Genomic DNA, 22,200 nt, shown 5'->3' on the forward strand with positions numbered 1-22,200 from the left:
AGGTGCAGCTTCTCGGCTCGGTTTCCCCTGATAGCCGGCGCTTGGATGGGAAAGATCGACCGCGCCTAATGCTTCTGGTGGGAGCCGCCCTTGTGGCCTTTTCGGCCATGGCGGCTCCCACGGGATTCTGCGAGGACTATGCGCACCCGTGCACCAGCCTGGCCCGCGCTGTGTCACGCCCTGCCGGGGCGAGGCCGTGCGATCGAGAAGCACAGGATTTCTTTCGATCCGAAGGCGTTGGGTAAGCGCTTTGCCCCCTCCCTTTCGCCGAAGGCGAAGGGGAGGGCCGGGGAGGGGTGCTTTTGCTCTTGCTTCGGTGGCTTGCCCGGTAAAGCCCCGACCCCTCCCCATCCCTCCCCTGCGCTGCGCGCAAGGGAGGGGGCCTCACGTCGATGCATGTAGTCACTGATCGCGTTGTGCGCAAAAGAGAGGCAAGCAGGATCCCGCAAACCGAAGTCCTGCGACGTGACGCGCGAGGCAGCGGGCCGGCGGGCGGGGGCCGCGCCCAGCGAGGCAGGATGCCGAGCGCCCGAATCAGGGCAGGATGCCCTGATTGAGGGAAAAGCGGCCGCCGCCCGCCGGACCGCTGCCCCTTTCGAGGCCGACACGCTTCTGCCTTGCGCCCACTCAAGCCGCAGAAGAAACCTTTTCGCAGGCAATCGAACGCTGCGGGATGCTTCGCAGTCCGGGGGTAATCGATTCAAACCGAGAAGTCGGATTCAGAAAGCTGAGCAATGACAGTGGACACCTCAGACCCAACATCCGCCCGTGCCCCGCTCGGCGGCTTGTGGCACAGTCCGCGGGCTCGCAATCACCCCTGATACGAAGGAAAGCCCGATGAAAAGGATCCTGTTGAGCCTGGCCCTCTGCCTGCTGGCCGGCACGGCGCTGGCGGCCGGCAGCGTGCGTTTCGGCAACAAGCTGGTCAGCACCGGCGACAGCGCCGGCAAGGTGACCCAGGTGGCCGGCAAGCCCGACCGCGTGATTCCGCTGCAGAACGAGTACAGCGCCAATATCGGCGAGCGCTGGGAGTACGACCAGTCGCAGAAGACCATCCAGATCATCTTCAAGGATGGCCGGGTGACCGATATCCAGGAGATCTACAACTAATCACCCCGCATCGCAGCGGCCGACGCTGCGATCGCCCGTGAATCTCGCCCCGGCCCCGGTCGAGGCCCGCCGCTTGTGTCCCACCTCGCGGGAGGCTGCGCCCCGCGCCGGTTGTCCGGCCTCCACCACAGGCGAATAATCCACGTATTGCGGTGCGCAACTCCCGCGCGCACCGGCCCTTCGACGCGTGTTCACCGCCGCCAGGCTCGCCTGCCGGGACCGTGAGGCCGCGTCGGTCAGGACCCGATCGCTGTGACTGCTGCTTCCCAGGCCCGGCCGCCCGCGCCGGCGCGCCCGCCCCGCAAGACCCCCGACTACCGGGTCATCTCGCTGATCCTGGCCTGCGCCATCTTCATGGAGCAGCTGGACGCCACGGTGCTGGCCACCGCGCTGCCGGCGATGGCGCGCGACTTCGGCGCCAGCGCCCCGGCGATGAGCATCGCCATGACCAGCTACCTGCTGGCGCTGGCGATCGGCATCCCCGCCTCGGGCGCGATGGCCGACCGCTTCGGCGCGCGGCGGGTGTTCAGCGCCTCGATCGTGGTGTTCGTCGCCGGCTCGGTGCTGTGCTCGCTGGCCACCAGCGTGCCGACCATGGTCGCCGCGCGCCTGCTGCAGGGCGCGGGCGGGTCGATGATGGCCCCGCTCGGCCGGTTGATCCTGCTGCGCACGGTCGAGCGCAGGCACCTGGTCTCGGCGATGTCCTGGACGCTGGTGCCGGCCTTCCTGGGGCCCTTGCTGGGGCCGCCGCTGGGCGGCCTGCTGGTGACCCACGCCAGCTGGCACTGGATCTTCTACATCAACGTGCCGATCGGGATCCTGGGCTTCGTGCTGGTGCGCGCGGTGATCCCCTACATCGAGGCGGCCGACGAACCCCGGCCGTTCGATCTGCCGGGCTTCGTGCTGTGCGGGCTATGCCTGGGCTGCGGCCTGTTCGGCCTGGAAAGCGTGGGTCAGCCGGGGAACCTGGTCACCGGGCTGGCGCTGATGGCGGTCAGCGCCTCGGCGGCGGCCGGCTACCTGTGGCATGCGCGACGCGCGGCCGCGCCGCTGCTGGACCTGGACGTGCTGAAGATCGACTCGTTCCGGCTCTCGGTGATCGGCGGCTCGCTGATGCGCATCACCCAGGGCGCGCAGCCGTTCCTGCTGCCGCTGCTGTTCCAGCTGGGCTTCGGCTACAGCGCCGCGCACGCCGGCCGGCTGGTGCTGGCCACCGCGCTGGGTGCGCTGCTGATGCGCCTGTGCACCCCGATGCTGCTGCGCCGGGTCGGCTATCGCAACGGCCTGCTCGCCAATGGCGTGCTGTCCAGCCTGGGCTATGCGGTGTGCGCGCTGTTCCGTCCGGGCTGGCCGGACTGGCTAATGTTCGTGCTGCTGGTGGGCTGCGGGGCGTTCATGTCCTTCCAGTTCGCCGCCTACAACACGGTGGCCTACGAGGCGGTGCCCACGCGTCGCATGAGCCACGCCTCCAGCCTCTACAGCACGCTGCAGCAGCTGATGCTGTCGGTTGGCGTGTGCGTGGGTGCGCTGGCGCTGAAGACCGCCATCGCCGTCGGCGGCCATGGCAGCGCGCAGCTGGGGGACTTCTCGGCGGCCTTCGTGCTGGTGACGCTGATCTCGCTGTCCTCGACCTGGTGGCATCTGAAGTTCAGCCACGACGTCGGCGCCGAGCTGTCCGGGCATCGCACCCGCGCAACGGCCTGACTCACGCCGCGACCTGGCGCTTCCCCAGATACAGCGCCAGGCCGACGTTGACCAGGGCCACCAGCGCCACGTAGTGCGCCGGCGCCAGCACGCCCACACGCGCGGCCAGGTAGGCGATCAGCGGCGGCGTCACCGCCCCGGCGATGGCATAGGCCAGGTTGTAGGACAGCGCCAGGCCGGTGAAGCGCACCGGCGCGGGGAAGGCCGCGGTCATCACCCCCGGCGCGACGCCGGACACGCCGGCGGTGAAGCCGGCCAGCGCGTACAGCGGCAGGAAGTAACGCCCGCCGTGGGCCAGGTCGAGATACAGCAGATAGACGCCCACCATCAGCGCCAGCGAGGACACCGCCAGCGCCGGCGCGCGGCCGATCCGGTCCGACAGCAACCCGGTCCACAGGCAGCCGACGATCAGGCAGACCGAGGCCAGCACGCTGCCTTCGCTGGCCAGCGCCGCCGAGATGCCGAACGAGGACTGCACCAGCGTCGGCGTCATCAGGATCACCACCACGATGGCCGCGGTCAGCGCCCAGGTCGCCCCCATCGACACCAGCACGCCGCCGCGATGGTCGCGCAGCACGTCGCGGATCGGCAGCTTGGCCAGCGCCTTGCGCGCGCGCATCTGCGCGAACACCGGTGTCTCGTCCAGCCAGCGGCGCAGCCATACCGAGACGAAGCCGAACACGCCGCCGATCAGGAACGGGATGCGCCAGGCGTAATCCAGCAGCTGCGCCGGCGTGAACCAGTGCGCCATCGCCGAGGCCGCCAGCGCGCCGAGCAGCAGGCCCAGGCTCAGCCCCGCCGACAGCGTGCCGATGGCGAAGCCCACCTTGCCGGCGGGCGCGTGCTCGGCCACGAACACCCACGCCCCCGGCATCTCGCCGCCGATGGCCAGGCCCTGGGTCAGGCGCATCACCAGCAACAGCAGCGGCGCGGCGATGCCGATCTGCGCATAGGTCGGCAGCAGGCCGATGCACAGCGTCGGCAGCGCCATCAGGAACACGCTGAAGGCGAACAGCCGCTTGCGCCCGATGCGGTCGCCGAAGTGGGCCATCAGCACCCCGCCGATCGGCCGCACCAGGTAGCCGGCGGCGAAGATCGCGAAGGTCTGCAGCTGCTGCAGCCACGCCGGCATCTCCGGCGGAAAGAACAGCGCACCCAGGGTCTTGGCGAAGAACACGAAGACCACGAAGTCGTAGAACTCCAGCGCCCCGCCGAGCGCGGACAGCGACAGGACCTTGGCATCGTTGCGCAGCGGCGCGGCGGCGGTGGACATGGCAGGGACGCTCGGGCGAAAGGCGGCACACGATAACGGGCCCGCCGCCCGGATGCGCGAAGCGGCTTACTCGACCGCCGGACGCTTCCACAGATAGAGCGCCAGGCCGACGTTGACCAGCGCCACCAGCGCCACGTAATGCGCCGGCGCCAGCGCGCCCACGCGCGCGGCCAGGTAGGCGATCAACGGCGGCGTCGCCGCGCCGGCGATGGCATAGGCCAGGTTGTAGGACAGCGCCAGGCCGGTGTAGCGCACCGAGGCCGGGAACGACGCCACCATGATCGCCGGAGTCACGCCCGCCACGCCGGCGGTGAAGCCGGCGAAGGCGTACAGCGGCAGGAAGTGCGCGCCGCCGCGGGCCAGGTCGAAGTACAGCAGATACACGCCGACCAGCAGCGCCAGCGAGGCCACCAGCAGCGCCGGGGCGCGGCCGATGCGGTCGCTCAGCACCCCGTTCCACACGCAGCCGATCACCAGGCAGATCGCGGCCAGCACATTGCCCTCGCTGGCCAGCGCCGCCGAGATGCCGAACGAGGACTGCACCAGCGTCGGCGTCATCAGGATCACCACCACGATGCCGGCGGTCAGGGCCCAGGTCACGCCCATCGACACCAGCACGCCGCCGCGGTGGTCGCGCAGTACGTCGCGGATCGGCAGCCTGGCCAGCGCCTTGCGCTCGCGCATCTGCGCGAACACCGGTGTCTCGTCCAGCCAGCGGCGCAGCCACACCGACACGAAGCCGAACACGCCGCCGATCAGGAACGGGATGCGCCAGGCGTGATCCAGCAGCTGCGCCGGGGTGAACCAGTGCGCCATCGCCGAGGCCATCAGCGAGCCCATCAGGGTGCCGACATTGATGCCGGCCGAGAGGCTGGCCACGGCGAAGCCGACCTTGCGCACCGGCGCATGCTCGGCCACGAACACCCACGCCCCCGGCATCTCGCCGCCGATGGCCAGGCCCTGCAGCAGGCGCAGCAACAGCAGCAGCAGCGGCGCGACGATGCCGACCTGCGCGTAGGTGGGCAGCAGACCGATGCACAGCGTCGGCAGCGCCATCAGGAACACGCTGAAGGCGAACAAGCGCTTGCGCCCGATGCGATCGCCGAAGTGCGCCATCATCACCCCGCCGATCGGCCGCACCAGATAGCCGGCGGCGAAGATGCCGAAGGTCTGCACCTGCTGCAGCCAGGCCGGCATCTCGGCCGGGAAGAACAGCGCGCCCAGGGTCTTGGCGAAGAACACGAACACCACGAAGTCGTAGAACTCCAGCGCCCCGCCCAACGCGGACAGCGACAGGACCTTGGCATCGTTGCGCAGCGGCGCGGCGGGAGCGGACATGGGGCGGGCGTAGCGGAGGGGGCCGCACACCATAGCGGCCCAGCGCCGCGCCTGCGCGCGTGCAGTGATGCGTCAGCCGGATGCAGCTTTCCGCATGGCGCCGCCTCAGCCCTGCCGGGCCAGGCCGTCGGCCAGCACCTCGAAGATCCGCGGCGCGCCGCACTGGGCCACGTTGAAGCGCATGCAGTTCTCGGCGCGCTGGGCCGGGCTGAAGGCGTTGCCCGGCGCCAGCACCACGCCATGGGCCAGGCCGTGCTGGGCCAGCGGCGCGGCCAGCCGCCCCTGCGGCAAACGGCACCAGAGGAACATCCCGGCGTCCGGCACATGCCACGGCACGATGCCTAGCGGCGCCAGCCGTTCGATCACCCGGCGCCGCTCGACCGCCAGGCGCAGCCGCAGACGCTCGATATGACGCCGGTAGCCGCCATCGGTGAGCGCGGCCAGCAGCACCTCCGAGGCCAGCCGCCCGCCGCCGAAACTGGTCGCCACCCGCAGGTCGGCCAAGTCGTCGATCCAGTCCGCACGCGCGGCGATGTAGCCGCAGCGCATCGACGCCGACAGCGTCTTGGAGAAGCTGCCGACGTGGATCACGCGCGCGAGGCCATCGAACGCCGCCAGCCGCGGGGCCGGCGTGGTTTCGAAGTCGGCGAAGATGTCGTCCTCCACGATCCACGTCCCGGCCTGCTCGGCCAGCTTGAGCACCTGGTGCGCGATGCGCGGGGCCAGCGTGGCGCCGGTCGGGTTGTGCAGGCCGGAATTGGTGATGTACAGCCGCGGCGCGTGGGTCCGCAGCACCTCGGCGAAGGCCTCCAGCGCCGGCCCCTCCGGCGTGTAGGGCACGCTCACCACCTGCACGCGATGCGCGCGCAGCAGCGCGTGGAAGTTGAAGTAGCAGGGGTCGTCGACCAGCACCGTGTCGCCCGGCTCCAGCAGGAAGCGGCACACCAGATCCAGCGCCTGGGTGCCCGACTCGACCAGCAGCACCTGCTCGGGGCGCGCGGCGATGCCGGCGCCGACCATGCGCCGCGCCAGCAGCACGCGCAGCGCCGCAAGACCGAGCGGGCTGCCGTAGTCGCACAGGGTGGCGGCGTCGCCGCGCGCGACCTGGCGCAGCGCGCGGCGCATGCTGGCCTCGGGCATCCACGACGGCGGCAGCCAGCCGCAGCCGGGCTTGAGCACGCTCGGGTCGGCCTCCAGCGATTGCCGCGACAGCCACAGCGGATCGACCTGGCGATCCAGCCGCGGCCCCAGGCCCGACAGCGCCAGCGGCGCGACCGGCCCCTGCACATAGAAGCCCGAGCCGGCGCGCGGCTGCACCAGGCCTTCGGCCGCCAGACGTTCGTAGGCCTCGACCACGGTGGACACCGACACGCCGAGCCGGCGCGCCTGCTCGCGCACCGAGGGCAGCCGCGCGCCGGGCGGATAGGTGCGCGCGGCGATGCCCTGCCTGACGGCCTCGATCACCTGGTCGATCCGGAATGCCTGCCGCGCCATGTCCCAACCGTTCTGGTCAAAAAGGAAAACAGTTCCAGCAGATCGTACTGGATTGTGTCTGGGTCGCCCGGCGCGGCGCTGGCCTACTGGCCCGCCCTCCCCAAGACAAGACGAGACGATGGACGACACCACACGCGGCTGGATCAACGGCGGTCTCGGCGTGGCGATCTTTGCCGGGTCGCTGCCGGCGACGCGGATCGCGGTGTCCGGCTTCACCCCGGTATTCCTGACCTGCGCGCGCGCCAGCATCGCCGCCGCGCTCGCCGTGGCGCTGCTGATGCTGCTGCGACAGTCGCGGCCGCAGCGCCAGCAGCTGGCCAGCCTGGCGGTGGTGGCGCTGGGCGTGGTGGTCGGCTTCCCGCTGCTGACCGCGCTGGCGCTGCAGCAGGTGGCCTCGGCCCATTCCCTCGTGTTCGTGGGCCTGCTGCCGCTGTGCACGGCGATCTTCGGCGTGCTGCGCGGGGGCGACCGGCCGCGGCCGGCGTTCTGGGCGTTCTCGCTGCTGGGCAGCGCGCTGGTGGTCGGCTACGCCGCCATGGGCGGGCTGCAGGCCTCGCTGCGCGGCGATCTGCTGATGCTGGCGGCGGTGCTGGTCTGCGGCCTGGGCTATGCCGAAGGCGCGCGGCTGTCGCGCCGGCTCGGCGGCTGGCAGGTGATCAGCTGGGCCCTGGTGCTCGCGCTGCCGCTGATGCTGCCGCTGGCCTGGCTGTCGCGTCCGGACAGCCTGGCGTCGGTCACCCCGCCGGCCTGGCTGGGGCTGGGCTACGTGTCGCTCTTCAGCATGCTGATCGGCTTCATCTTCTGGTATCGCGGACTGGCCCAGGGCGGCGTGGCCGCGGTCGGGCAGATCCAGCTGCTGCAACCGTTCCTGGGCCTGGCGCTGGCCGCCGGCCTGCTGCACGAGCCGGTGCGCGCGAGCATGCTGTGGATCATGGCCGGCGCGGCGGTCTGCGTGGCCGGCGCGCGCAGGTTCGCGCACTGACCGGCCGGCGGGCGATCAGGCCCGCGTGAGGCGCCAGGCGCGGTGGATGCGGGCGTTGCGCTCGAAGTCCGGACCGATGGTGCTGGCGCTGATCTCCTCGCACACCGCGAACTCCACCACCGCCGCCTCGTCCAGCCTGAAGCGGCGGAAGTTGTTGGAGAAGTAGAGCACCCCGCCCTGCGCCAGCCGCGCCACCGCCGCGCGCAGCAGGCGCACGTGGTCGCGCTGCACGTCGAAGTCCTCGGCGCGCGCGGAGTTGGAGAAGGTCGGCGGGTCGCAGAAGATCAGGTCGTACTGGCCGCGGTCGGCCTCCAGCCAGGCCAGCACGTCGGCCTGCACCAGCTGGTGCCGGGCGCCGCCCAGGCCGTTCTCGCGCAGGTTCTCGGCGCACCACTCCAGGTAGGTCGCCGACAGGTCGACGCTGGTGGTGCTGCTGGCGCCGGCCACCGCCGCCTCCACGCTGGCCACGCCGGTATAGCTGAAGAGATTGAGGAAGCGCCGGCCGCGCGCCTGGGCGGCCATCTGTCCGCGCAGCGGACGGTGGTCCAGGAACAGCCCGGTATCCAGGTAGTCGAACAGGTTCACGCGCAGCCGCGCGCCGTGCTCGCGCACGACGATGAACTCGCCCTGCTGGCCCATGCGTCCGTACTTGCTGCCGCCCTTGCCGCGCGCGCGCGACTTGATCGCCACCTGCTCGCGCGGCAACTCGAACACCGCGCGCACCGCCGAGAGCAGTTCGTTGAAGCGACGCTGCACGTCGGCCTCGGGGATGCTGGCCGGCGCGGCGTATTCCTGCACGTGCAGGAAGGTGCGCTGCGCGCCCTCGGCCTCGGTGTAGACGTCCACCGCCGCGGCGTATTCGGGCAGGTCGGCGTCGTAGGCGCGGTAGCAGCTCACGTCCTCGCGCTGGCGCCAGGCCTTGAGCTTCTTGAGGTTCTTGCGCAGCCGGTTGGCGACCATCTGCGCGCCGTCGTTCAACTCCGGTGGCGCGTCGGGGACCACACGCTGCGGCAGCGCGATCGGGTCGACGAAGATCAGCGCGCACTCGATGGCGCCGTTGAACAGCTGATACTTCTTCTGCGCGCGCAGGCCGGTGGCCATGGCCAGATCGGCGCTGCCGCACAGCAGGCTGGCGCGCCAGTCGGGCACGGCCTGGCGCAGGCCATCGCCCAGCGCGCGGTAGAGCGCGGCGTCGGCCGCCAGGCGTTCGTCGTAGGGCGGGTTGCACACCACCACGCCGCGGCGGATCGGCGGCGCCGACAGCTGCGCCACGTCGCCCACGCCGAAGGCGATGGCGTCCTCGACGCCGGCCTCGCGCGCGCTGGCGCGGGCGGCCTCGATGGCGCGCGGGTCGATGTCGCTGCCGAAGGCGACCTGGCCCAGTTTGGCGCGGCCAGCCGCTTCACGCGTGCGCGCCTCGTCCAGCAGCACGCGCCACTGCTTGGCGTCGAAGCCCAGCCAGCGCGACGGCGGCAGGCTGCCATGGCGCTGCAGGCCCGGCGCCACGTCGGCGGCCATCAGCACGCCTTCGATCAGCAGCGTGCCGCTGCCGCACATCGGGTCGAGCAGGCCGCCCCCGCCGGCGTAGGACTGCAGCCAGCCGCCGCGCAGCAGCACGGCGGCGGCCAGGTTCTCCTTCAGCGGCGCCTCGTTGCGCACCTGGCGCCATCCGCGCCGGTGCAGCGGCCCGCCACCCAGGTCGATCGACACCGTCGCCCGGCCCTTGCGCAGCGAGAAGTTGATGCGCACGTCCGGCTCGTCCACGTCCACCGACGGCCGTTCGAAGCCTTCGGCGCGCAGGTGATCGACGATGGCGTCCTTGATCCGCTGCGCGGCGAAGCGCGCATGCGTGATCGCCTCGCCGGACACGTGCGCGTCCACGGCCAGGGTCAGCGCGGAGGTCAGGTGCCGCGTCCATGGCAGCGCGAAGATGCCATCGTACAGCGCGTCCTGGTCGGGGCAGTCGAACTCGCCGATCGGCCACAGCACGCGGCTGGCCAGGCGCGACCACAGCACCGCGCGCTGCGCATCGTGCAGCGTGCCCTCGACGTTGACGCCCGAGACGGTGGCCGTGGCCTTGGCCGCACCCAGCGCGGTCAGCTCGTCGACCAGCAGGTACTCCAGGCCCTTGGCGCAGGAAACGTAGAACTTCACTTGAAACCTCGAAAGATGTATCGCCGCGTGCTCGTGGCGGTCATGCAGCGCGGGGACAGGATCACCGCACTTGAACTAAAAAATGCTCTGGCCTTGAAGTCCAGCATCCACTATCCGGATCTGCTGCCCTTCGTGATGCTGCTCGATGGTCTCCAAGGCCTCCCGAATCGCGTTCCTATTCTCGGGATCGACCCAGGAAGAAAAACGACTTACTTCAATTCCCTGACGGCGCAGCTGATCCAACGCCTCGTCCGTCAGGACATCGCTGTTGAGCCAGAGCGGCGACGGCGCGCAACCTTGACTGGATAGCAGCGCGTCGTAACCGCGGCGCGTCAACACAAAGTGGATCACCGGCAGCTACAGCCCGGCCAGCAGTTCGCCGAACGCCGTAGCAGCGGCCTCGACATGGTTGGCCAGGCGGTGGTCGTCGTTGACCAGCAGCAGGCGGGCGCGGCGGGCCTGGGCCCAGTCGATGACGTTGCGGGCGGGGATCAGCTCGTCGTCCCAGCCGTGGATGACCGACAGCGGCACCTGCGCCGCGTCCAGCGCGGGCATCGGCCCCAGCGCGGTCGGCGGCGCCATCAGGAACAGCCCGTGCACCGGCACCTGCAGCGACACCTGGGCCGAGGTGTAGGCGCCGAGGCTGGAGCCGACCAGCACCAGCGGCCCCTTGCGTGCGGCGGCCTCGGCCAGCGTGCGCAGGCGCGCCAGGCGCGCGCCGACATCGCCAAGCTGGCTCAGGTCGCTGCGCGCGTCCAGGTCGGTGAAGTCCGGCCGCTCGCTGGTCCAGCCGGCGGCCTGGGCGACCTGCGCCAGCGCGGTGACCTTGGTCGCGTCCGGCCCGCTCTCGAAGCCGTGCGAGAGGATGACGTGGCCGCGGATCACAGCGGCACCACCGCATCGCCCACCGCGAAGCTGCCGCCTTCGATGATGCGGGCGCACAGGCCGCCATGGCCGCGCATGGCGTTGTAGCCGCCGGCGCCCAGCGCGTCCTCCATGCGCGAGCAGGGATCGCACGGCTCGGTGCCTTCCAGCACCACGCTGCCGATGCGGAAGCGGCGCTCCTTCAGCGCGATCAGCGGCAGGCCGCGCACCACCACATTGCGCCGCAGGGTGGCCGCCTGCACCGCGTCCAGCCCGGCCAGCGTGGCGATCACCGGCAGATGCTCGGCCTGGATCAGAGTCAGCCCGCGCTTGCCGCTGCCGCCCTTGTAGCGATCGCCTTCCAGCCCGCCGCCGGCGCTGGCCTGGACGCGCGTGACGGCCTGCATCGGCACATCGCGCGCCGGGCGCAGCCCGATCCATTCCACCGTGCCCGGGCGCGGCAGGGTGGCCATCAGCCTGGCCAGGGGGGAGTCGGGATTGAGCGGCATGCGGATCGGACGCGACAGGCGGCGCCTGGCGCCGGGGACGCGCAGTTTACCCCGCCCTCGCCCGCGGCCCGCCCGTGTAGCATCGGCGCCCATGCCCGATGCCTTGCCGATCACCGCCGATCCCCTGCCCTACCAGGACCTGCTGGAGGCGCGGCCCCTGGACCGGATCGACCTGGTGGTCATCCACTGCACCGAGCTGCCGGACCTGGCCACCGCGCGCCACTACGGCGAACAGCCGCGCTATGCCTCCGGCACCGGCAACAGCGGGCACTGGTACATCGACCGCGACGGCGGCGTGCAGCAGTGGATCGCGCCCGAACGCGTCGCCCACCATGTGCGTGGCCTCAACGCACGCAGCGTCGGCATCGAACTGGTCAACCGCGGCCGCTACCCGCATTGGCTGCACGCCGGCCACCAGGCGATGGACGAGCCCTATCCCGACGCCCAGATCGAGGCCCTGCTCGCCCTGCTCGACCGGCTGCGGCAGACGCTGCCGGCCCTGCGCTGGATCGCCGGACACGAGGACCTGGACACCGCCCAGGTGCCCGCCGAGGACGCCCCCACGCGGCTGGTCGCACGCAAGCGCGACCCGGGACCGCTGTTCCCGTGGGAACGCGTCCTGGCACGCGCGGGGCTGGAGCGGTTGGTGCCCTGAGCGGCGGGCGGTGGTGTTGCGGTTGCGCTTCGCGCGGCGAACCCGACGCTCGTCATCCCCGCGAACGCGGGGATCCAGGGACTTTCGCGCAGGCCACCGCAAAGTCCCTGGGTTCCCGCGTTCGCGGGAACGACGGTAGAAGGGTTCACTCGAGGCTTCGCGCTGCGAACCCAACGCTCGTCATCCCCGCGAAGGCGGGGATCCAGGGACTTCCGTGCAGGCCGCCGCAACGTCCCTGGGTTCCCGCCTTCGCGGGAACGACGGTAGGAAGATTCGCTCGCGGCTTGGCGCCGCGAACCCAACAGCCGTCATCCCCGCGAACGTGGGGATCCAGGGACTTCCGCGCAGGCCCCGCAACGTCCATGGGTTCCCGCTTCCGCGGGAACGACGATAGAAGGGTTCACTCGAGGCTTCGCGCTGCAAACCCAACAGCCGTCATCCCCATGAACGCGGGGATCCAGGGACTTCCGTGCAGGTCGCGCAACGTCCATGGGTTCCCGCTTTCGGGGGAACGACGATAGGAAGATTCGCTCGCGGCTTGGCGCCGCGAACCCAACAGCCGTCATCCCCGCGAACGCGGGGATCCAGGGACTTCCGCGCAGGCCCCGCACCGTCCACGGGTTCCCGCTTCCGCGCGAACGACGGTAGGGAGATTGTTGCGGCGCCAATGCCGCTTCGCTGCCCGATCCGACTCAGCCCTGCGCCACGCGCCGCGCCCATTGCACGATCTGCGCCGCCTGCAGCGCGCCGGACTGCCGGCCGAGCTCGCGCCCGTGCAGGAACACCGCCATCGTCGGAATGCTGCGGATGGAAAAGCGCGCGCCCAGCGCCGGCTGCGCCTCGGTATCGACCTTGGCCAGGCGCATGCGCGGCTCCAGTTGCTTGGCGGCGGCCTCGAACTGCGGCGCCATCACCCGGCACGGCCCGCACCACGGTGCCCAGAAATCCACCAGCAGCGGCAAATCGCTGTCGCGCGCATGCAGGTCGAACGTGCCGGCGTCCAGCGCCAGCGGATGCCCGGTGAACAAGGCCTGGTGGCAGCGCCCGCAGGTCGGCGCCTCGGCCAGGCGTTCGGCCGGCACGCGGTTGCGCGCCTGGCAGTGCGGGCAGGCGATCAGCAGCGGCGCGCTCACAACACCGCCTCGGCCGGCGCCTGACCCAGCAGCAGCTGGCCCTGCGCGTCGCGCACCTCGACCTGCACATCGATGCCCTGGCGCACGCTCTGGGTCACGGTGCAGAAGTCCTCGAAGGTCGCCAGCACGCGCTCCAGATGCGCATAGTCCGCGCTGCCTTCGGGCAGCTGCAGCGTGGCCAGGGCGCGCGGCAGGCGCAGCCGGCCGTCGGCATTGCGCTCGGTGACCGCGCTGATCGAGGCGCGCAGCCGGCCCGGCGCGTTCTTGTACTTGCGCAGCGCGAACAGCAGGCTGGCCGAGAGGCAGTTGACGATCGCGGCCAGCAGCAGATGCGAGGGCCGCGGCCCCTGGTCATGGCCCAGCGGCGGGCCTTCGTCGGACAGCACGTCAGGCGCATCGAGGCCTTCGAAGTGGAGCCGGAACACGAAGTCCTGCTCCTGCTCCAGCACGACGGTGATCGGGGTGGCGGTGCTCATGGCGGGCCTGGCCTGGCGGTGCGGGAGGCCAGCCTACTCCGCGCGCCGTGTGACCAACGCGCAGCCGGGCGAACGCTCCGTCGCATGCGCTCTCACCTCCGGCGCGACCGTGGCGCGCGATACTCGGCGCACATGCCCGATCGAGAGACATCCTCGCGATGACACGCTTGCTCCCCCGCCTGCTGCGCGCAGGCCTGGTCCTGTTCGCCGCCACCGCCGCGCTGGCCGCGCAGGCGGCCGACTCCGCGCCGGTCACCGTGTTCGCCGCCGCCAGCCTGAAGGAATCGATGGACCAGGCCGCCGCGCTCTACCAGAAGACCACCGGCACGCCGGTCACCGTGTCCTACGCGGCCAGCTCGACGCTGGCGCGCCAGATCGAACAGGGCGCACCGGCCGACGTGTTCGTCTCGGCCGACCTGGAATGGATGGACTATCTGCAGCAGCGCGCGCTGATCGACCCGGCCAGCCGCCGCAACCTGCTCGGCAACACCCTGGTGCTGGTCGCGCCCAAGGCCAGCACCGTGCGGGTCAGGCTCAGCCAGCCCGGCGCGCTGGACAAGGCGCTGGGCGATGGCCGCCTGGCGGTCGGCCAGGTCAACGCCGTGCCCGCCGGCAAATACGCCAAGGCGGCACTGACCTCGCTGCAGCTGTGGGACGGCGTGCAGGGCCGGCTGGCCGAATCGGACAGCGTGCGCTCGGCCCTGCTGCTGGTCTCGCGCGGCGAGTCGCCGCTGGGCATCGTCTACGGCTCCGACGCGGCGGCCGATGCCAACGTGCGCGTGGTCGACACCTTCCCCGCCTCCAGCCATCCGGCCATCGTCTATCCGGTGGCCACGCTCAAGGCCGGCACCGCGCCGGCGCGTGCAGCCTTCGCGCAGTGGCTGGGCACCGCGCCGGCGCAGGCGATCTTCCGCCAGCATGGCTTCACGGTCCTGCCGTAACGCGTGTTCGGTTTCTCGCCCGAAGAACTCACCGCCATCGCCCTGAGCCTGAAGGTGGCGGCCGTGGCCGCCGTCTGCAGCCTGCCGGCCGCCATCGCCGTGGCCTGGCTGCTGGCGCGCCGGCGCTTTCCCGGGCGGGCGCTGCTCGATGCGCTGGTGCATCTGCCGCTGGTGCTGCCGCCGGTGGTGGTGGGCTATGCGCTGCTGGTGACGCTGGGCACGCGCGGGGCGATCGGGGCCTGGCTGCTGGAACACTTCGGCCTGCGCTTCGCCTTCCGCTGGACCGGCGCGGCGGTGGCCTGCGCGGTCATGGGCTTCCCGCTGATGGTGCGCGCCATCCGCCTGTCGATCGAACAGGTCGACCGCCGCCTGGAGCACGCCGCCGCGACCCTGGGCGCGCCGCCGTGGAAGGTGTTCGCCACCATCACCCTGCCCCTGGCCTGGCCCGGGCTGGTCGCCGGCGCGGTGCTGGCCTTCGCCAAGGCCCTGGGGGAGTTCGGCGCCACCATCACCTTCGTCTCCAACATCCCCGGCCAGACGCAGACCATGTCCGCCGCCATCTACGGCCTGCTGCAGGTGCCCGGCGCCGAGGCCGGCATCTGGCGCCTGGCGGCGGTGTCGGTGTGCATCTCGCTGGCCGCGCTGGTGCTGTCCGAATGGCTGGTGCGCCGCCAGCGCGGGCGCGAGACCGAGGTGCTGTGATGCTGGATGCCGACCTGCAGCTGCGACGCGGCCAGTTCACCCGCCACGTGCGCATCCACAGCGATGCGCGCCTGCTGGCGCTGGCCGGCCCTTCCGGCGCGGGCAAGACCAGCGTGCTCAACGCCATCGCCGGGCTGCTGCGACCCGTGGGAGGGCGCATCGTGGTCGATGGGACGGTGCTGTTCGACAGCGCGCGCGGCATCGACGTGCCGGTGCACCGGCGCCGCATCGGCTATGTGTTCCAGGATGCGCGCCTGTTCCCGCATCTGGATGTGCGCGGCAACCTGCGCTACGGCACGCACGGGCGCAGCGCCGGTGCGCGCTTCGGTTTCGAGGCGGTGGTCGAGCTGCTCGGCATCGGCGCGCTGTTGCAGCGGCGGCCGCGCAATCTCTCCGGCGGCGAGGCCCAGCGCGTGGCGATCGGCCGCGCCCTGCTGTCGCAGCCGGCCCTGCTGCTGCTGGACGAGCCACTGTCCGCCCTGGACCCGGCGCGGCGCGGCGAACTGATCCCCTATCTGCGCGGCGTGCGCACCGAACTGCAGCTGCCCATGCTCTACGTCAGCCACCAGCCCGACGAGGTGCAGCAGCTGGCCGATGCGGTGCACGTGCTGGACTGACACGCCGTGAACGGCCGGCGCGGTGCAATGGCGGTCCGCTGTCGCTGTGCAAGGCCCGCATGAAAACGCCCACCAAAGAGGATTTTCCCGTACACCAGGTGCGGCGCTTCCTCGAGCCCGGGCCGGTGGTGCTGGTCAGCAGCGCGCACGCCGGCGCGCGCGACATCATGACCATGGGCTGGCACATGATGGTGGAGTTCTCGCCCTCGCTACTGGCCTGCGTGATCGCCAACGGCAACCGCAGCTTCGAGCTGGTCCGCGCCAGCCGCCAGTGCGTGATCAATCTGCCGACCGAGGCGCTGCTGGACACGGTGGTGCGCATCGGCAACTGCAGCGGCAACGAGGTCGACAAGTTCGAGGCCTTCGGCCTGACCGCGCAGCCGGCCAGCCAGGTCCAGGCGCCGCTGATCGCCGAGTGCCACGCCAGCTTCGAGTGCCGCCTGCACGATGACCGCCTGGTGGAACGGCACAACCTGTTCGTCTGGGAAGTCGTCAAGGCGCACGTGGCGCCGACACCGAAGATCCCGCGCACCGTGCACTACCGCGGCGACGGCAAGTTCATGGTGTCCGGCCCCGAACGCTCGCGCCGCGGCCTGTTCAAGCCGGAGATGCTGTAACGCCTCGCAGAGCCCTGTGTGGGAGCCGCCATGGCGGCGATGAGGCTTTCCCGGCAAAGCCCCTCGCCGCCGTTGGCCCAAAAGGCCACAAGGGCGGCTCCCACCTGTAGAGCGGAGCTCGCTCCGCTGGGGCCTTCCGGACGAACCGAACGAAGCGCAGCGCAGTCCCCAAGAGGGGATTGCCACAAGCTCCGCGCCACAGACGGTCGGCTGCTGGAGTTAAGGAGACCAGTTGCTCCCACCCAGCCGCACAAAGACGGTCACCCCCCACCCACACCGCCCCGCTCCACACGCACACGCCCCTGCTCCACCTCGAAGGTGAAGGCATACAGCAGCGTCACCGGCACCGGCTCGACCGACTGTGCGCCGTCGCAGCGCTCCGGATCGGCCGGCGGATGCTCGTCGCTGAAGTGACACACCGCAGCCGGCTCGAAGCGCCATTGCCGCACCTGGGCGAGCATCGCCTGCACCAGATCGGCATTGTCCGGCTGCGCGCCGGCGGCGCATTCGGCGCGGTCGGCGAGCGGCTCGGCACGCCGCACCTCGCCGCGCGCATCGAGGATCACGCGCGCGCAGACCGTGGTCGGTGCCAGCGTCTGCCGCGGCGAGTCGGCGGACAGCGCGGGGTTGTCGGCCTGCACCGGCTGCGGCATGCGGAACACCTCGGTCGGCGCCAGCGCATAGCGCTCGATCTTGCCGGCGCCATCGCCGCCTTCTGGTGTCAGCATGCGCTGATCGACATTGGCATTGCGGACCAGGGTGTCCTGCGTCTGGTCGAGCGGATGCGTGGCGCAGGCGGAGAGCAGCAGCGTCAGCGCGGAGATCGTGGCGAAGTGCAGAGGCCACGATGGGGCTCCGCTGGCAAGGCCCCGATCGCCGCCATGGCGGCTCCCACGAGAGCGGGCGGGTCGGAGGCTGTTGCGGGGCGTGGTCATCAGCGGCCCGCCATGAAGCCCGCGGGTGCCGGGCGGGTCTCGAATGCGACGGTAGCGGCATCCACACCCTGGCGCTGCAACACCCACTTCAGATTGGACTTCGCGACGGTCTTCATCACTTCCCGCTCCAGCACGGTCGGCTTGCGAGCCGTATCCAGGCGCACGCGGGAAACACCACCATCGGCTGCGACATCGGCCAGCACGCGCCCACGATCCACGGACTCACGCGAGCCGGCAGGCGCTGACGTGACGCCTTGGTGCGACGCAGAGGGTGCGGATGGCTCATCCAGATCGAAGTCGATCGGCACGCGCATGCGATGGGCGACCGGCCGGCCGTGTTCCAGAACCGGCTTGAACTTCCACTTGCGGACCGCTTCCACCGAGACGGCATCGAACACGCCCGCAGGCCTGGATTCTTCCACCTGCACGTCCTGCACCGAACCGTCGGCCGCCACATCGACCAGCATCACCACACGCCCGGTAATGCCGTTGTTCGCGGCCTCCTTGGGATAGCGCGGCGGCGCATGCTGGGAATAGTCGAAGGGCGATGTCTCTTCCGCTTGCGCCTGCTCAGGCGCAGGCGCCACCTGCTTGCGCGCCACCGGCGTTGCCGCCGCAGCGCGACGGGCGGGGACATCCAGCGCGCGCACCCGCACCGACAACGCCACATCGTGCGCGGCGCCCTGCACCGGGCCGGTCTTCAGCTTGAGCGAGGCCGCCTCGCCAAGGCGCGCGATTAGCAGCACCGGCCCGGCCATGTCGGCACCGTCCCGCAATAGCCGGGCATGCACCTTAGCTTGGCCAGGGGCATCGGGCTCGACGCTCAGCTCGCCGCTCCAGCGGTGTCCGGCCTTGGTATCGATGGAGAACGCGAACGGCACACCGGCCGCGCTGTGCATCTCCAGCGCGTGGCGCTCGCCGTCCACCTCGATCTGCAGGTTCGCGCCGTACTGCGCGGCGGCCGGCTGCTGCGCCCAGGCCACATAGCCACCGCCGGCGAACAGCGCCAGCAGCAGGACAGCGGACAGACGCGTCTGCCAACGACGGGGACTGGGACGTTTCAACATGGCGATCCGCTCCTTGATCGGGTGTGTATGCCAGTGGCAGCCCACCGGCAGGGCGAAGACATCCAGGTGCGTCTTCAACATGGCCTGCGCATACGCTCGCCGCGCCCTCGGATGCCGCCGCAGCACGCGCGCATCGCAGGCCAGCTCCTGGTCCTGGCGATAGCGCGCCACCGCCCAGTGCAGCAGCGGGTTGAACCAGTAGACGCAGCGCAGCAGCGCCACCAGCGCATTGCAGGGCAGATCGCCGCGGGCGATGTGCTGGCGCTCGTGCGCCACCACCAGGGCGCGTTCGTCCGCGTCGTAGCGATGCAGGAAATCCGCCGGCAGCACGATGCGCGGGCGCAGCACGCCGGTCACCGCCGGCAGCCCCGCGCTGATCGCGGCCACGCGCACGCCGTGGGCATGCACGCGCAGCCGGCCGAGCCGGCGCAGGAACCTGCGCTGCTGCCACAGCTGCAGGCCGGCCATCGCCAAAGCGCCGGTCAGCCAGAGCACGAACAGCACGGGTATCCACGGCACAGCCGCATCCGCCGGCGCGACGGCGACGCTCTGCACGCCGCCGACCCGCACGGCCATCGGCATCAGCGCCATCGAACGCACCGGCGCCGGCAGCAGCACGGCGATCAAGGCCACGGGCACCAGCGCCCACAGCGCATACGCGGCCCCGGCGCCGAAGGCGGCGCGCATCGGTCGGCGCAGCAACAGCACCACCACCAGCGCGGCGCTGGTGGCCAGCGTCGTCTCGCCCAGCCACGCCATCAGCTCACTGCTCATCGTCCAGCTCCTGGACCAGGCGCTTGAGTTCGGCGATGTCCTGCGCCGAGAGCTTGCCGCGCTGCGAGAAATGCGCCACCAGCGGCGCCACGCGCCCGCCGAACACCCGCTCCAGCAGGCCCTCGCTCTGCTGCTGCACCCAGGCCTGGCGCGTGAGCACCGGCGAGTAGAGATAGCGCCGCCCTTCCTTGGCCGCCTGGATCGCGCCCTTGTTGAGCAGGCGGTTGAGCAGGGTCTTGATGGTCGGCTCGGCCCAGTCGTTGCGGCTGGCCAGCGCGGCCACCACCTCGTCGGCGCCCAGCGGGCTGCGCTCCCACAGCACTTCCATCACCACTGCCTCGGCCTCGCTGATCGCCATGTCGTTTACGCCTGTAATTTTTATTGAAATTACGCGCGTAATCGAACCGCTGTCAAGCGTCTCGGGCGACACCCGACGAACGGCGATGTGCATGGACCTGAAACGCGAAAGCGCCGGACCAGCCGGTGCTCTCGCGGACAGGAGGCGGACCGACCGCGTCGGCCGAATCAGCTCAGAAGCGCCATTCCAGGCTGGCCGTGGTGTTGCGCGGCGCGCCGTAGTAGCCGATCTGGTACAGGCTGCCGATGTACTTGCGGTCGGTGATGTTGCGCGCGTTGACGCGCAGGGTCAGGTCGCGGCTGATGTCCCAGCCGACGAAGGCATCGAGTACGGTGTGCGCGTCCTGGCTGACCGTATAGCCGGTATAGCTGTCCGGGCCGGAGACGGTCTTGTCCTGCCAGCGGCCGCTGAGGCCGAAGGACAGCGCGCTGTAGCTGGGCAGGCGCGCGCTGATGGCCAGGTTGGCCGTATTGCGCGGCACCCAGGGATAGGTGTCATCGCCCTGCTCGCCATCCATCTTCAGGTGCGTATAGCCGAACACCAGGTCGAGGTAGTCGTTGACCTTGCCGGTGACCTCCAGCTCGACGCCCTTGGATTCCACGTCGGCCGGCTCGTAGTAGTACTGGCCGTTGGCCGGGTTCAGCCCGCGCGAGACCGCCAGGCCATCCTGCTTGGCATCGAACACCGCCAGCGTGGTCAGCAGGCGCTGGTCCAGCCAGTTGGCCTTGACGCCGACCTCGTAGTTCTTGCCCTTGGTCGGCGGCAGGTAGTTCTGGAGGATGTCCTGCTGGTCCTGCGGCTGGTAGATGTCCGAATAGCTGACATAGCCCAGCACGTCCGGGGTGAAGTCCCAGGTCAGGCCGGCATAGGGGCTGGTATGGCTGTCGCTCTGCTCGAAGTACGCACCGCCGGCCAGGCCGTTGCGCGAGAACGAGGTGTAGTTGAAGCCCAGCACCGTCTTCAGGCGTTCGGTCAGCGAGACGTGCGTGGCGCCGTAGGCGCGCTTGATGTGCTGGTTGAGCGAATCCTGCGGCTGCGGCGCGGCCCAGAGCGGCTCGGGCACGACATCGCCGGCATAGGGGAACCCGGGCAGCGGCTCGAAGCCGGACAGCGCCGACCAGTAATGCCCACCGCTTTCGCTCTGGGCCAGGCTGAAGCCCAGCATCGCCTCCTGCGGACGACCGAACAGCGCGTAGGTCCCGTTGAGCTCGACCGTACCCAGGTTGGCGGTGACCTTGTCGCGACCCTTGTACGGATAGCCGTTCAATCCTTCGCCGGTGACCGGATCCAGGCCGGTCGTGGTGTAGGCGAAGAACAGCTGATCGTCCTCGGTGCTGCGCCGGTAGTTGTAGGCCACCTTCAGCTTCCAGTCCGGGCTGAGCTGCTGGGCGTACTCGACGAAGCCGGTCTGGTTGTTGGTGTTCCAGTAGGTCCAGTCCTGGGTGGTGGAGGCGCTGCGCGGCCAGCCGATCTGGCCGCCGCCGACGGTGTTGAAGGTCAGCGCGCCCCACATGTTGCCGGTGCTGTTGGCCTGCTGCCACGAGTAGCCCGCGGTCAGCGTACCGTTCTCGCCGATCTGGCCGTCGACCACGCCGTAGAGGAAGGTGCGCTCCTTGTCGTAGTCGCGCAGGTAAGAGCCGCCGTCCTCGTGCGCGGCGACCACGCGCACCGCCCAGCTGCCGTCGGTGGTGATCGGCGAGGAGTAGTCCACCTGCTCGCGCCTGGTGTTCCACGCGCCGTAGCTGATCCCGACCGAGCCCTGCTCGTCGTTGGTCGGCCGCTTGCGCACGTAGTTGATCGTGCCGGCCGCATTGCCCACGCCGGTCAGCAGGCCGTTGGCGCCGCGGATCACCTCGATCTTGTCGTAGCCGTACGAATCCATCGCACCGGTGACGATGCCCCAGCCGTTGGGCAGGCCGATGCCGTCGATCTGCGTGTTCTCGATCTCGAAGCCGCGCGAGAGATAGTTGGTGCGGTTGGTCTCCCACTCCTCCACCTGGATGCCGGTCGCCAGGCGCAGCGCATCGTTGAGCGTGTTGGCGCCGAAGGCGTCCATCTGCTCGCGGCTGATGACGCTGATCGACTGCGGCGTGTCCTTGATCGCCAGGTCCAGGTTGGTGGCGCCGTTGCTGACGCGCTGCGCACGCTGGGAGACCACCAGGATCTTGTCCAGGTCCTGGGCCTGGTCGGCGTCGGCCGGACCGCCCTGCGTCTGAGCCTGCGCCTGCGCGGACAGCGCCAGGGTCAGGCCCGCGGCCAGGACGGAACAGCGCGGCAGCGGCCGGCGGGGAAGGCGAAGAGAGGCGCGGGCGAAAGGCATGGGGACGATCCGATGGCTGAGGCAGGACGCACCGGGCCGGGCGTCGTGCCAGCCGGGGCGAGAAGGGGTTGGGCGCGCAGGCGGGCGAGCGGCTGGCCGGCGCGGGCCGGGGCCGCGTCCATGGCGGCGCCCGGGATGACAGTATCTTAATGAAAACCATTCGCATTTTACAGCGCG

The 22,200-nt window shown here is 70.6% G+C and carries 21 protein-coding genes; 9 read left to right on the forward strand and 12 right to left on the reverse strand.

The window, feature by feature from the left end:
* Positions 1–837: 837 nt before the first annotated feature.
* Complete coding sequence (locus QE438_RS08965) at positions 838–1,110, forward strand: DUF2845 domain-containing protein (RefSeq protein ID WP_130528547.1); 273 nt, start codon at positions 838–840, stop codon at positions 1,108–1,110.
* A 252-nt stretch (positions 1,111–1,362) separates the two neighbouring features.
* The gene (locus QE438_RS08970; RefSeq protein WP_306990984.1) at positions 1,363–2,814 is read left to right on the forward strand and encodes an MFS transporter; all 1,452 of its coding nucleotides are present in this window, start codon (positions 1,363–1,365) and stop codon (positions 2,812–2,814) included.
* A 1-nt stretch (position 2,815) separates the two neighbouring features.
* On the opposite strand, the gene QE438_RS08975 is transcribed toward QE438_RS08970, so the two are convergent.
* The 3 genes from QE438_RS08975 to QE438_RS08985 all read right to left on the reverse strand — a co-directional run bounded on the left by QE438_RS08975 (position 2,816) and on the right by QE438_RS08985 (position 6,919).
* Positions 2,816–4,087 (reverse strand): MFS transporter, encoded by a 1,272-nt coding sequence (locus tag QE438_RS08975; protein WP_306990982.1) that lies wholly within the window; start codon positions 4,085–4,087, stop codon positions 2,816–2,818.
* A gap of 66 nt (positions 4,088–4,153) precedes the next feature.
* Positions 4,154–5,425: an MFS transporter gene (locus QE438_RS08980; RefSeq protein WP_306990980.1), complete on the reverse strand. Its 1,272-nt coding sequence runs from the start codon at positions 5,423–5,425 to the stop codon at positions 4,154–4,156.
* Between the two features lie 105 nt (positions 5,426–5,530).
* Positions 5,531–6,919 carry a PLP-dependent aminotransferase family protein gene (locus QE438_RS08985; protein WP_306990978.1) on the reverse strand — a complete coding sequence of 463 codons (1,389 nt, stop codon included), beginning with the start codon at positions 6,917–6,919 and terminating at the stop codon, positions 5,531–5,533.
* A 118-nt stretch (positions 6,920–7,037) separates the two neighbouring features.
* Between QE438_RS08985 and QE438_RS08990 the strand changes: the two genes are divergently transcribed.
* On the forward strand, positions 7,038–7,901 hold the full coding sequence (locus tag QE438_RS08990) for a DMT family transporter (RefSeq protein WP_306990976.1): 864 nt from the start codon (positions 7,038–7,040) through the stop codon (positions 7,899–7,901).
* Positions 7,902–7,916: 15 nt separating this feature from the next.
* Here the strand turns inward: QE438_RS08990 and rlmKL are convergent, their stop codons facing one another.
* Positions 7,917–10,055 carry a bifunctional 23S rRNA (guanine(2069)-N(7))-methyltransferase RlmK/23S rRNA (guanine(2445)-N(2))-methyltransferase RlmL gene (gene rlmKL / locus QE438_RS08995; protein WP_306990974.1) on the reverse strand — a complete coding sequence of 713 codons (2,139 nt, stop codon included), beginning with the start codon at positions 10,053–10,055 and terminating at the stop codon, positions 7,917–7,919.
* A gap of 15 nt (positions 10,056–10,070) precedes the next feature.
* Here rlmKL and QE438_RS09000 point away from each other — a divergent pair, with 15 nt between their 5' ends.
* The gene (locus tag QE438_RS09000) at positions 10,071–10,364 is read left to right on the forward strand and encodes a hypothetical protein (RefSeq protein WP_306990972.1); all 294 of its coding nucleotides are present in this window, start codon (positions 10,071–10,073) and stop codon (positions 10,362–10,364) included.
* Between the two features lie 48 nt (positions 10,365–10,412).
* Here the strand turns inward: QE438_RS09000 and QE438_RS09005 are convergent, their stop codons facing one another.
* Positions 10,413–10,940 (reverse strand): YqiA/YcfP family alpha/beta fold hydrolase, encoded by a 528-nt coding sequence (locus QE438_RS09005; RefSeq protein WP_306990970.1) that lies wholly within the window; start codon positions 10,938–10,940, stop codon positions 10,413–10,415.
* On the reverse strand, positions 10,937–11,428 hold the full coding sequence (locus QE438_RS09010) for an MOSC domain-containing protein (protein WP_306990968.1): 492 nt from the start codon (positions 11,426–11,428) through the stop codon (positions 10,937–10,939). The genes QE438_RS09005 and QE438_RS09010 overlap by 4 nt, the downstream gene beginning before the upstream one ends.
* Before the next feature lie 91 nt (positions 11,429–11,519).
* On the opposite strand from QE438_RS09010, the gene QE438_RS09015 reads away from it, so the two are divergent.
* Entirely contained in the window at positions 11,520–12,083 is a 564-nt protein-coding gene (locus QE438_RS09015) for an N-acetylmuramoyl-L-alanine amidase (protein WP_306990966.1), read from the forward strand.
* Positions 12,084–12,775: 692 nt separating this feature from the next.
* Here QE438_RS09015 and trxC read toward each other — a convergent pair.
* Both trxC and QE438_RS09025 read right to left on the reverse strand, forming a co-directional pair.
* Complete coding sequence (gene trxC / locus QE438_RS09020; RefSeq protein WP_306990964.1) at positions 12,776–13,216, reverse strand: thioredoxin TrxC; 441 nt, start codon at positions 13,214–13,216, stop codon at positions 12,776–12,778.
* Positions 13,213–13,692, reverse strand: a complete 480-nt coding sequence (locus QE438_RS09025; RefSeq protein ID WP_306990962.1) for an OsmC family protein — start codon at positions 13,690–13,692, stop codon at positions 13,213–13,215. The genes trxC and QE438_RS09025 overlap by 4 nt, the downstream gene beginning before the upstream one ends.
* Positions 13,693–13,850: 158 nt before the next feature.
* On the opposite strand from QE438_RS09025, the gene modA reads away from it, so the two are divergent.
* Genes modA through QE438_RS09045 form a run of 4 tightly spaced genes read left to right on the forward strand, consistent with a single transcriptional unit; the run spans position 13,851 to position 16,569 of the window.
* Entirely contained in the window at positions 13,851–14,633 is a 783-nt protein-coding gene (gene modA, locus QE438_RS09030; RefSeq protein ID WP_306990961.1) for a molybdate ABC transporter substrate-binding protein, read from the forward strand.
* A gap of 3 nt (positions 14,634–14,636) precedes the next feature.
* The gene (gene modB, locus QE438_RS09035; RefSeq protein WP_130528537.1) at positions 14,637–15,335 is read left to right on the forward strand and encodes a molybdate ABC transporter permease subunit; all 699 of its coding nucleotides are present in this window, start codon (positions 14,637–14,639) and stop codon (positions 15,333–15,335) included.
* Positions 15,335–15,952, forward strand: coding sequence for a molybdenum ABC transporter ATP-binding protein (modC, locus tag QE438_RS09040; RefSeq protein WP_306990958.1), 618 nt, complete (start codon positions 15,335–15,337; stop codon positions 15,950–15,952). The genes modB and modC overlap by 1 nt, the downstream gene beginning before the upstream one ends.
* 59 nt (positions 15,953–16,011) lie before the next feature.
* Entirely contained in the window at positions 16,012–16,569 is a 558-nt protein-coding gene (locus QE438_RS09045) for a flavin reductase family protein (RefSeq protein WP_131660413.1), read from the forward strand.
* Between the two features lie 260 nt (positions 16,570–16,829).
* Here the strand turns inward: QE438_RS09045 and QE438_RS09050 are convergent, their stop codons facing one another.
* From QE438_RS09050 to QE438_RS09065, 4 genes are all read right to left on the reverse strand, one after another.
* Positions 16,830–17,408 (reverse strand): hypothetical protein, encoded by a 579-nt coding sequence (locus tag QE438_RS09050; protein WP_306996061.1) that lies wholly within the window; start codon positions 17,406–17,408, stop codon positions 16,830–16,832.
* Between the two features lie 95 nt (positions 17,409–17,503).
* Positions 17,504–19,345 carry a TonB family protein gene (locus QE438_RS09055; RefSeq protein WP_306990956.1) on the reverse strand — a complete coding sequence of 614 codons (1,842 nt, stop codon included), beginning with the start codon at positions 19,343–19,345 and terminating at the stop codon, positions 17,504–17,506.
* A complete protein-coding gene (locus QE438_RS09060) occupies positions 19,335–19,703 on the reverse strand; it encodes a BlaI/MecI/CopY family transcriptional regulator (RefSeq protein ID WP_130517408.1) in 369 nt (122 codons plus the stop codon). The genes QE438_RS09055 and QE438_RS09060 overlap by 11 nt, the downstream gene beginning before the upstream one ends.
* A 172-nt stretch (positions 19,704–19,875) precedes the next feature.
* A complete protein-coding gene (locus QE438_RS09065; RefSeq protein WP_306990954.1) occupies positions 19,876–22,023 on the reverse strand; it encodes a TonB-dependent siderophore receptor in 2,148 nt (715 codons plus the stop codon).
* Between the last annotated feature and the right edge of the window lie 177 nt (positions 22,024–22,200).

Source organism: Pseudoxanthomonas sp. SORGH_AS_0997, from assembly GCF_031453535.1.
Classification (GTDB): domain Bacteria; phylum Pseudomonadota; class Gammaproteobacteria; order Xanthomonadales; family Xanthomonadaceae; genus Pseudoxanthomonas_A; species Pseudoxanthomonas_A winnipegensis.

Coding starts and splice junctions, on each gene's coding strand:
- QE438_RS08965 (WP_130528547.1), top strand. CDS start 838: ATGAAAAGGATCCTGTTGAGCCTGGCCCTCTGCCTGCTGGCCGGCACG.
- QE438_RS08975 (WP_306990982.1), bottom strand. CDS start 4,087: ATGTCCACCGCCGCCGCGCCGCTGCGCAACGATGCCAAGGTCCTGTCG.
- QE438_RS08980 (WP_306990980.1), bottom strand. CDS start 5,425: ATGTCCGCTCCCGCCGCGCCGCTGCGCAACGATGCCAAGGTCCTGTCG.
- QE438_RS08985 (WP_306990978.1), bottom strand. CDS start 6,919: ATGGCGCGGCAGGCATTCCGGATCGACCAGGTGATCGAGGCCGTCAGG.
- QE438_RS08990 (WP_306990976.1), top strand. CDS start 7,038: ATGGACGACACCACACGCGGCTGGATCAACGGCGGTCTCGGCGTGGCG.
- QE438_RS09000 (WP_306990972.1), top strand. CDS start 10,071: ATGTATCGCCGCGTGCTCGTGGCGGTCATGCAGCGCGGGGACAGGATC.
- QE438_RS09010 (WP_306990968.1), bottom strand. CDS start 11,428: ATGCCGCTCAATCCCGACTCCCCCCTGGCCAGGCTGATGGCCACCCTG.
- QE438_RS09015 (WP_306990966.1), top strand. CDS start 11,520: ATGCCCGATGCCTTGCCGATCACCGCCGATCCCCTGCCCTACCAGGAC.
- QE438_RS09025 (WP_306990962.1), bottom strand. CDS start 13,692: ATGAGCACCGCCACCCCGATCACCGTCGTGCTGGAGCAGGAGCAGGAC.
- modA (WP_306990961.1), top strand. CDS start 13,851: ATGACACGCTTGCTCCCCCGCCTGCTGCGCGCAGGCCTGGTCCTGTTC.
- modC (WP_306990958.1), top strand. CDS start 15,335: ATGCTGGATGCCGACCTGCAGCTGCGACGCGGCCAGTTCACCCGCCAC.
- QE438_RS09045 (WP_131660413.1), top strand. CDS start 16,012: ATGAAAACGCCCACCAAAGAGGATTTTCCCGTACACCAGGTGCGGCGC.
- QE438_RS09055 (WP_306990956.1), bottom strand. CDS start 19,345: ATGAGCAGTGAGCTGATGGCGTGGCTGGGCGAGACGACGCTGGCCACC.
- QE438_RS09060 (WP_130517408.1), bottom strand. CDS start 19,703: ATGGCGATCAGCGAGGCCGAGGCAGTGGTGATGGAAGTGCTGTGGGAG.
- QE438_RS09065 (WP_306990954.1), bottom strand. CDS start 22,023: ATGCCTTTCGCCCGCGCCTCTCTTCGCCTTCCCCGCCGGCCGCTGCCG.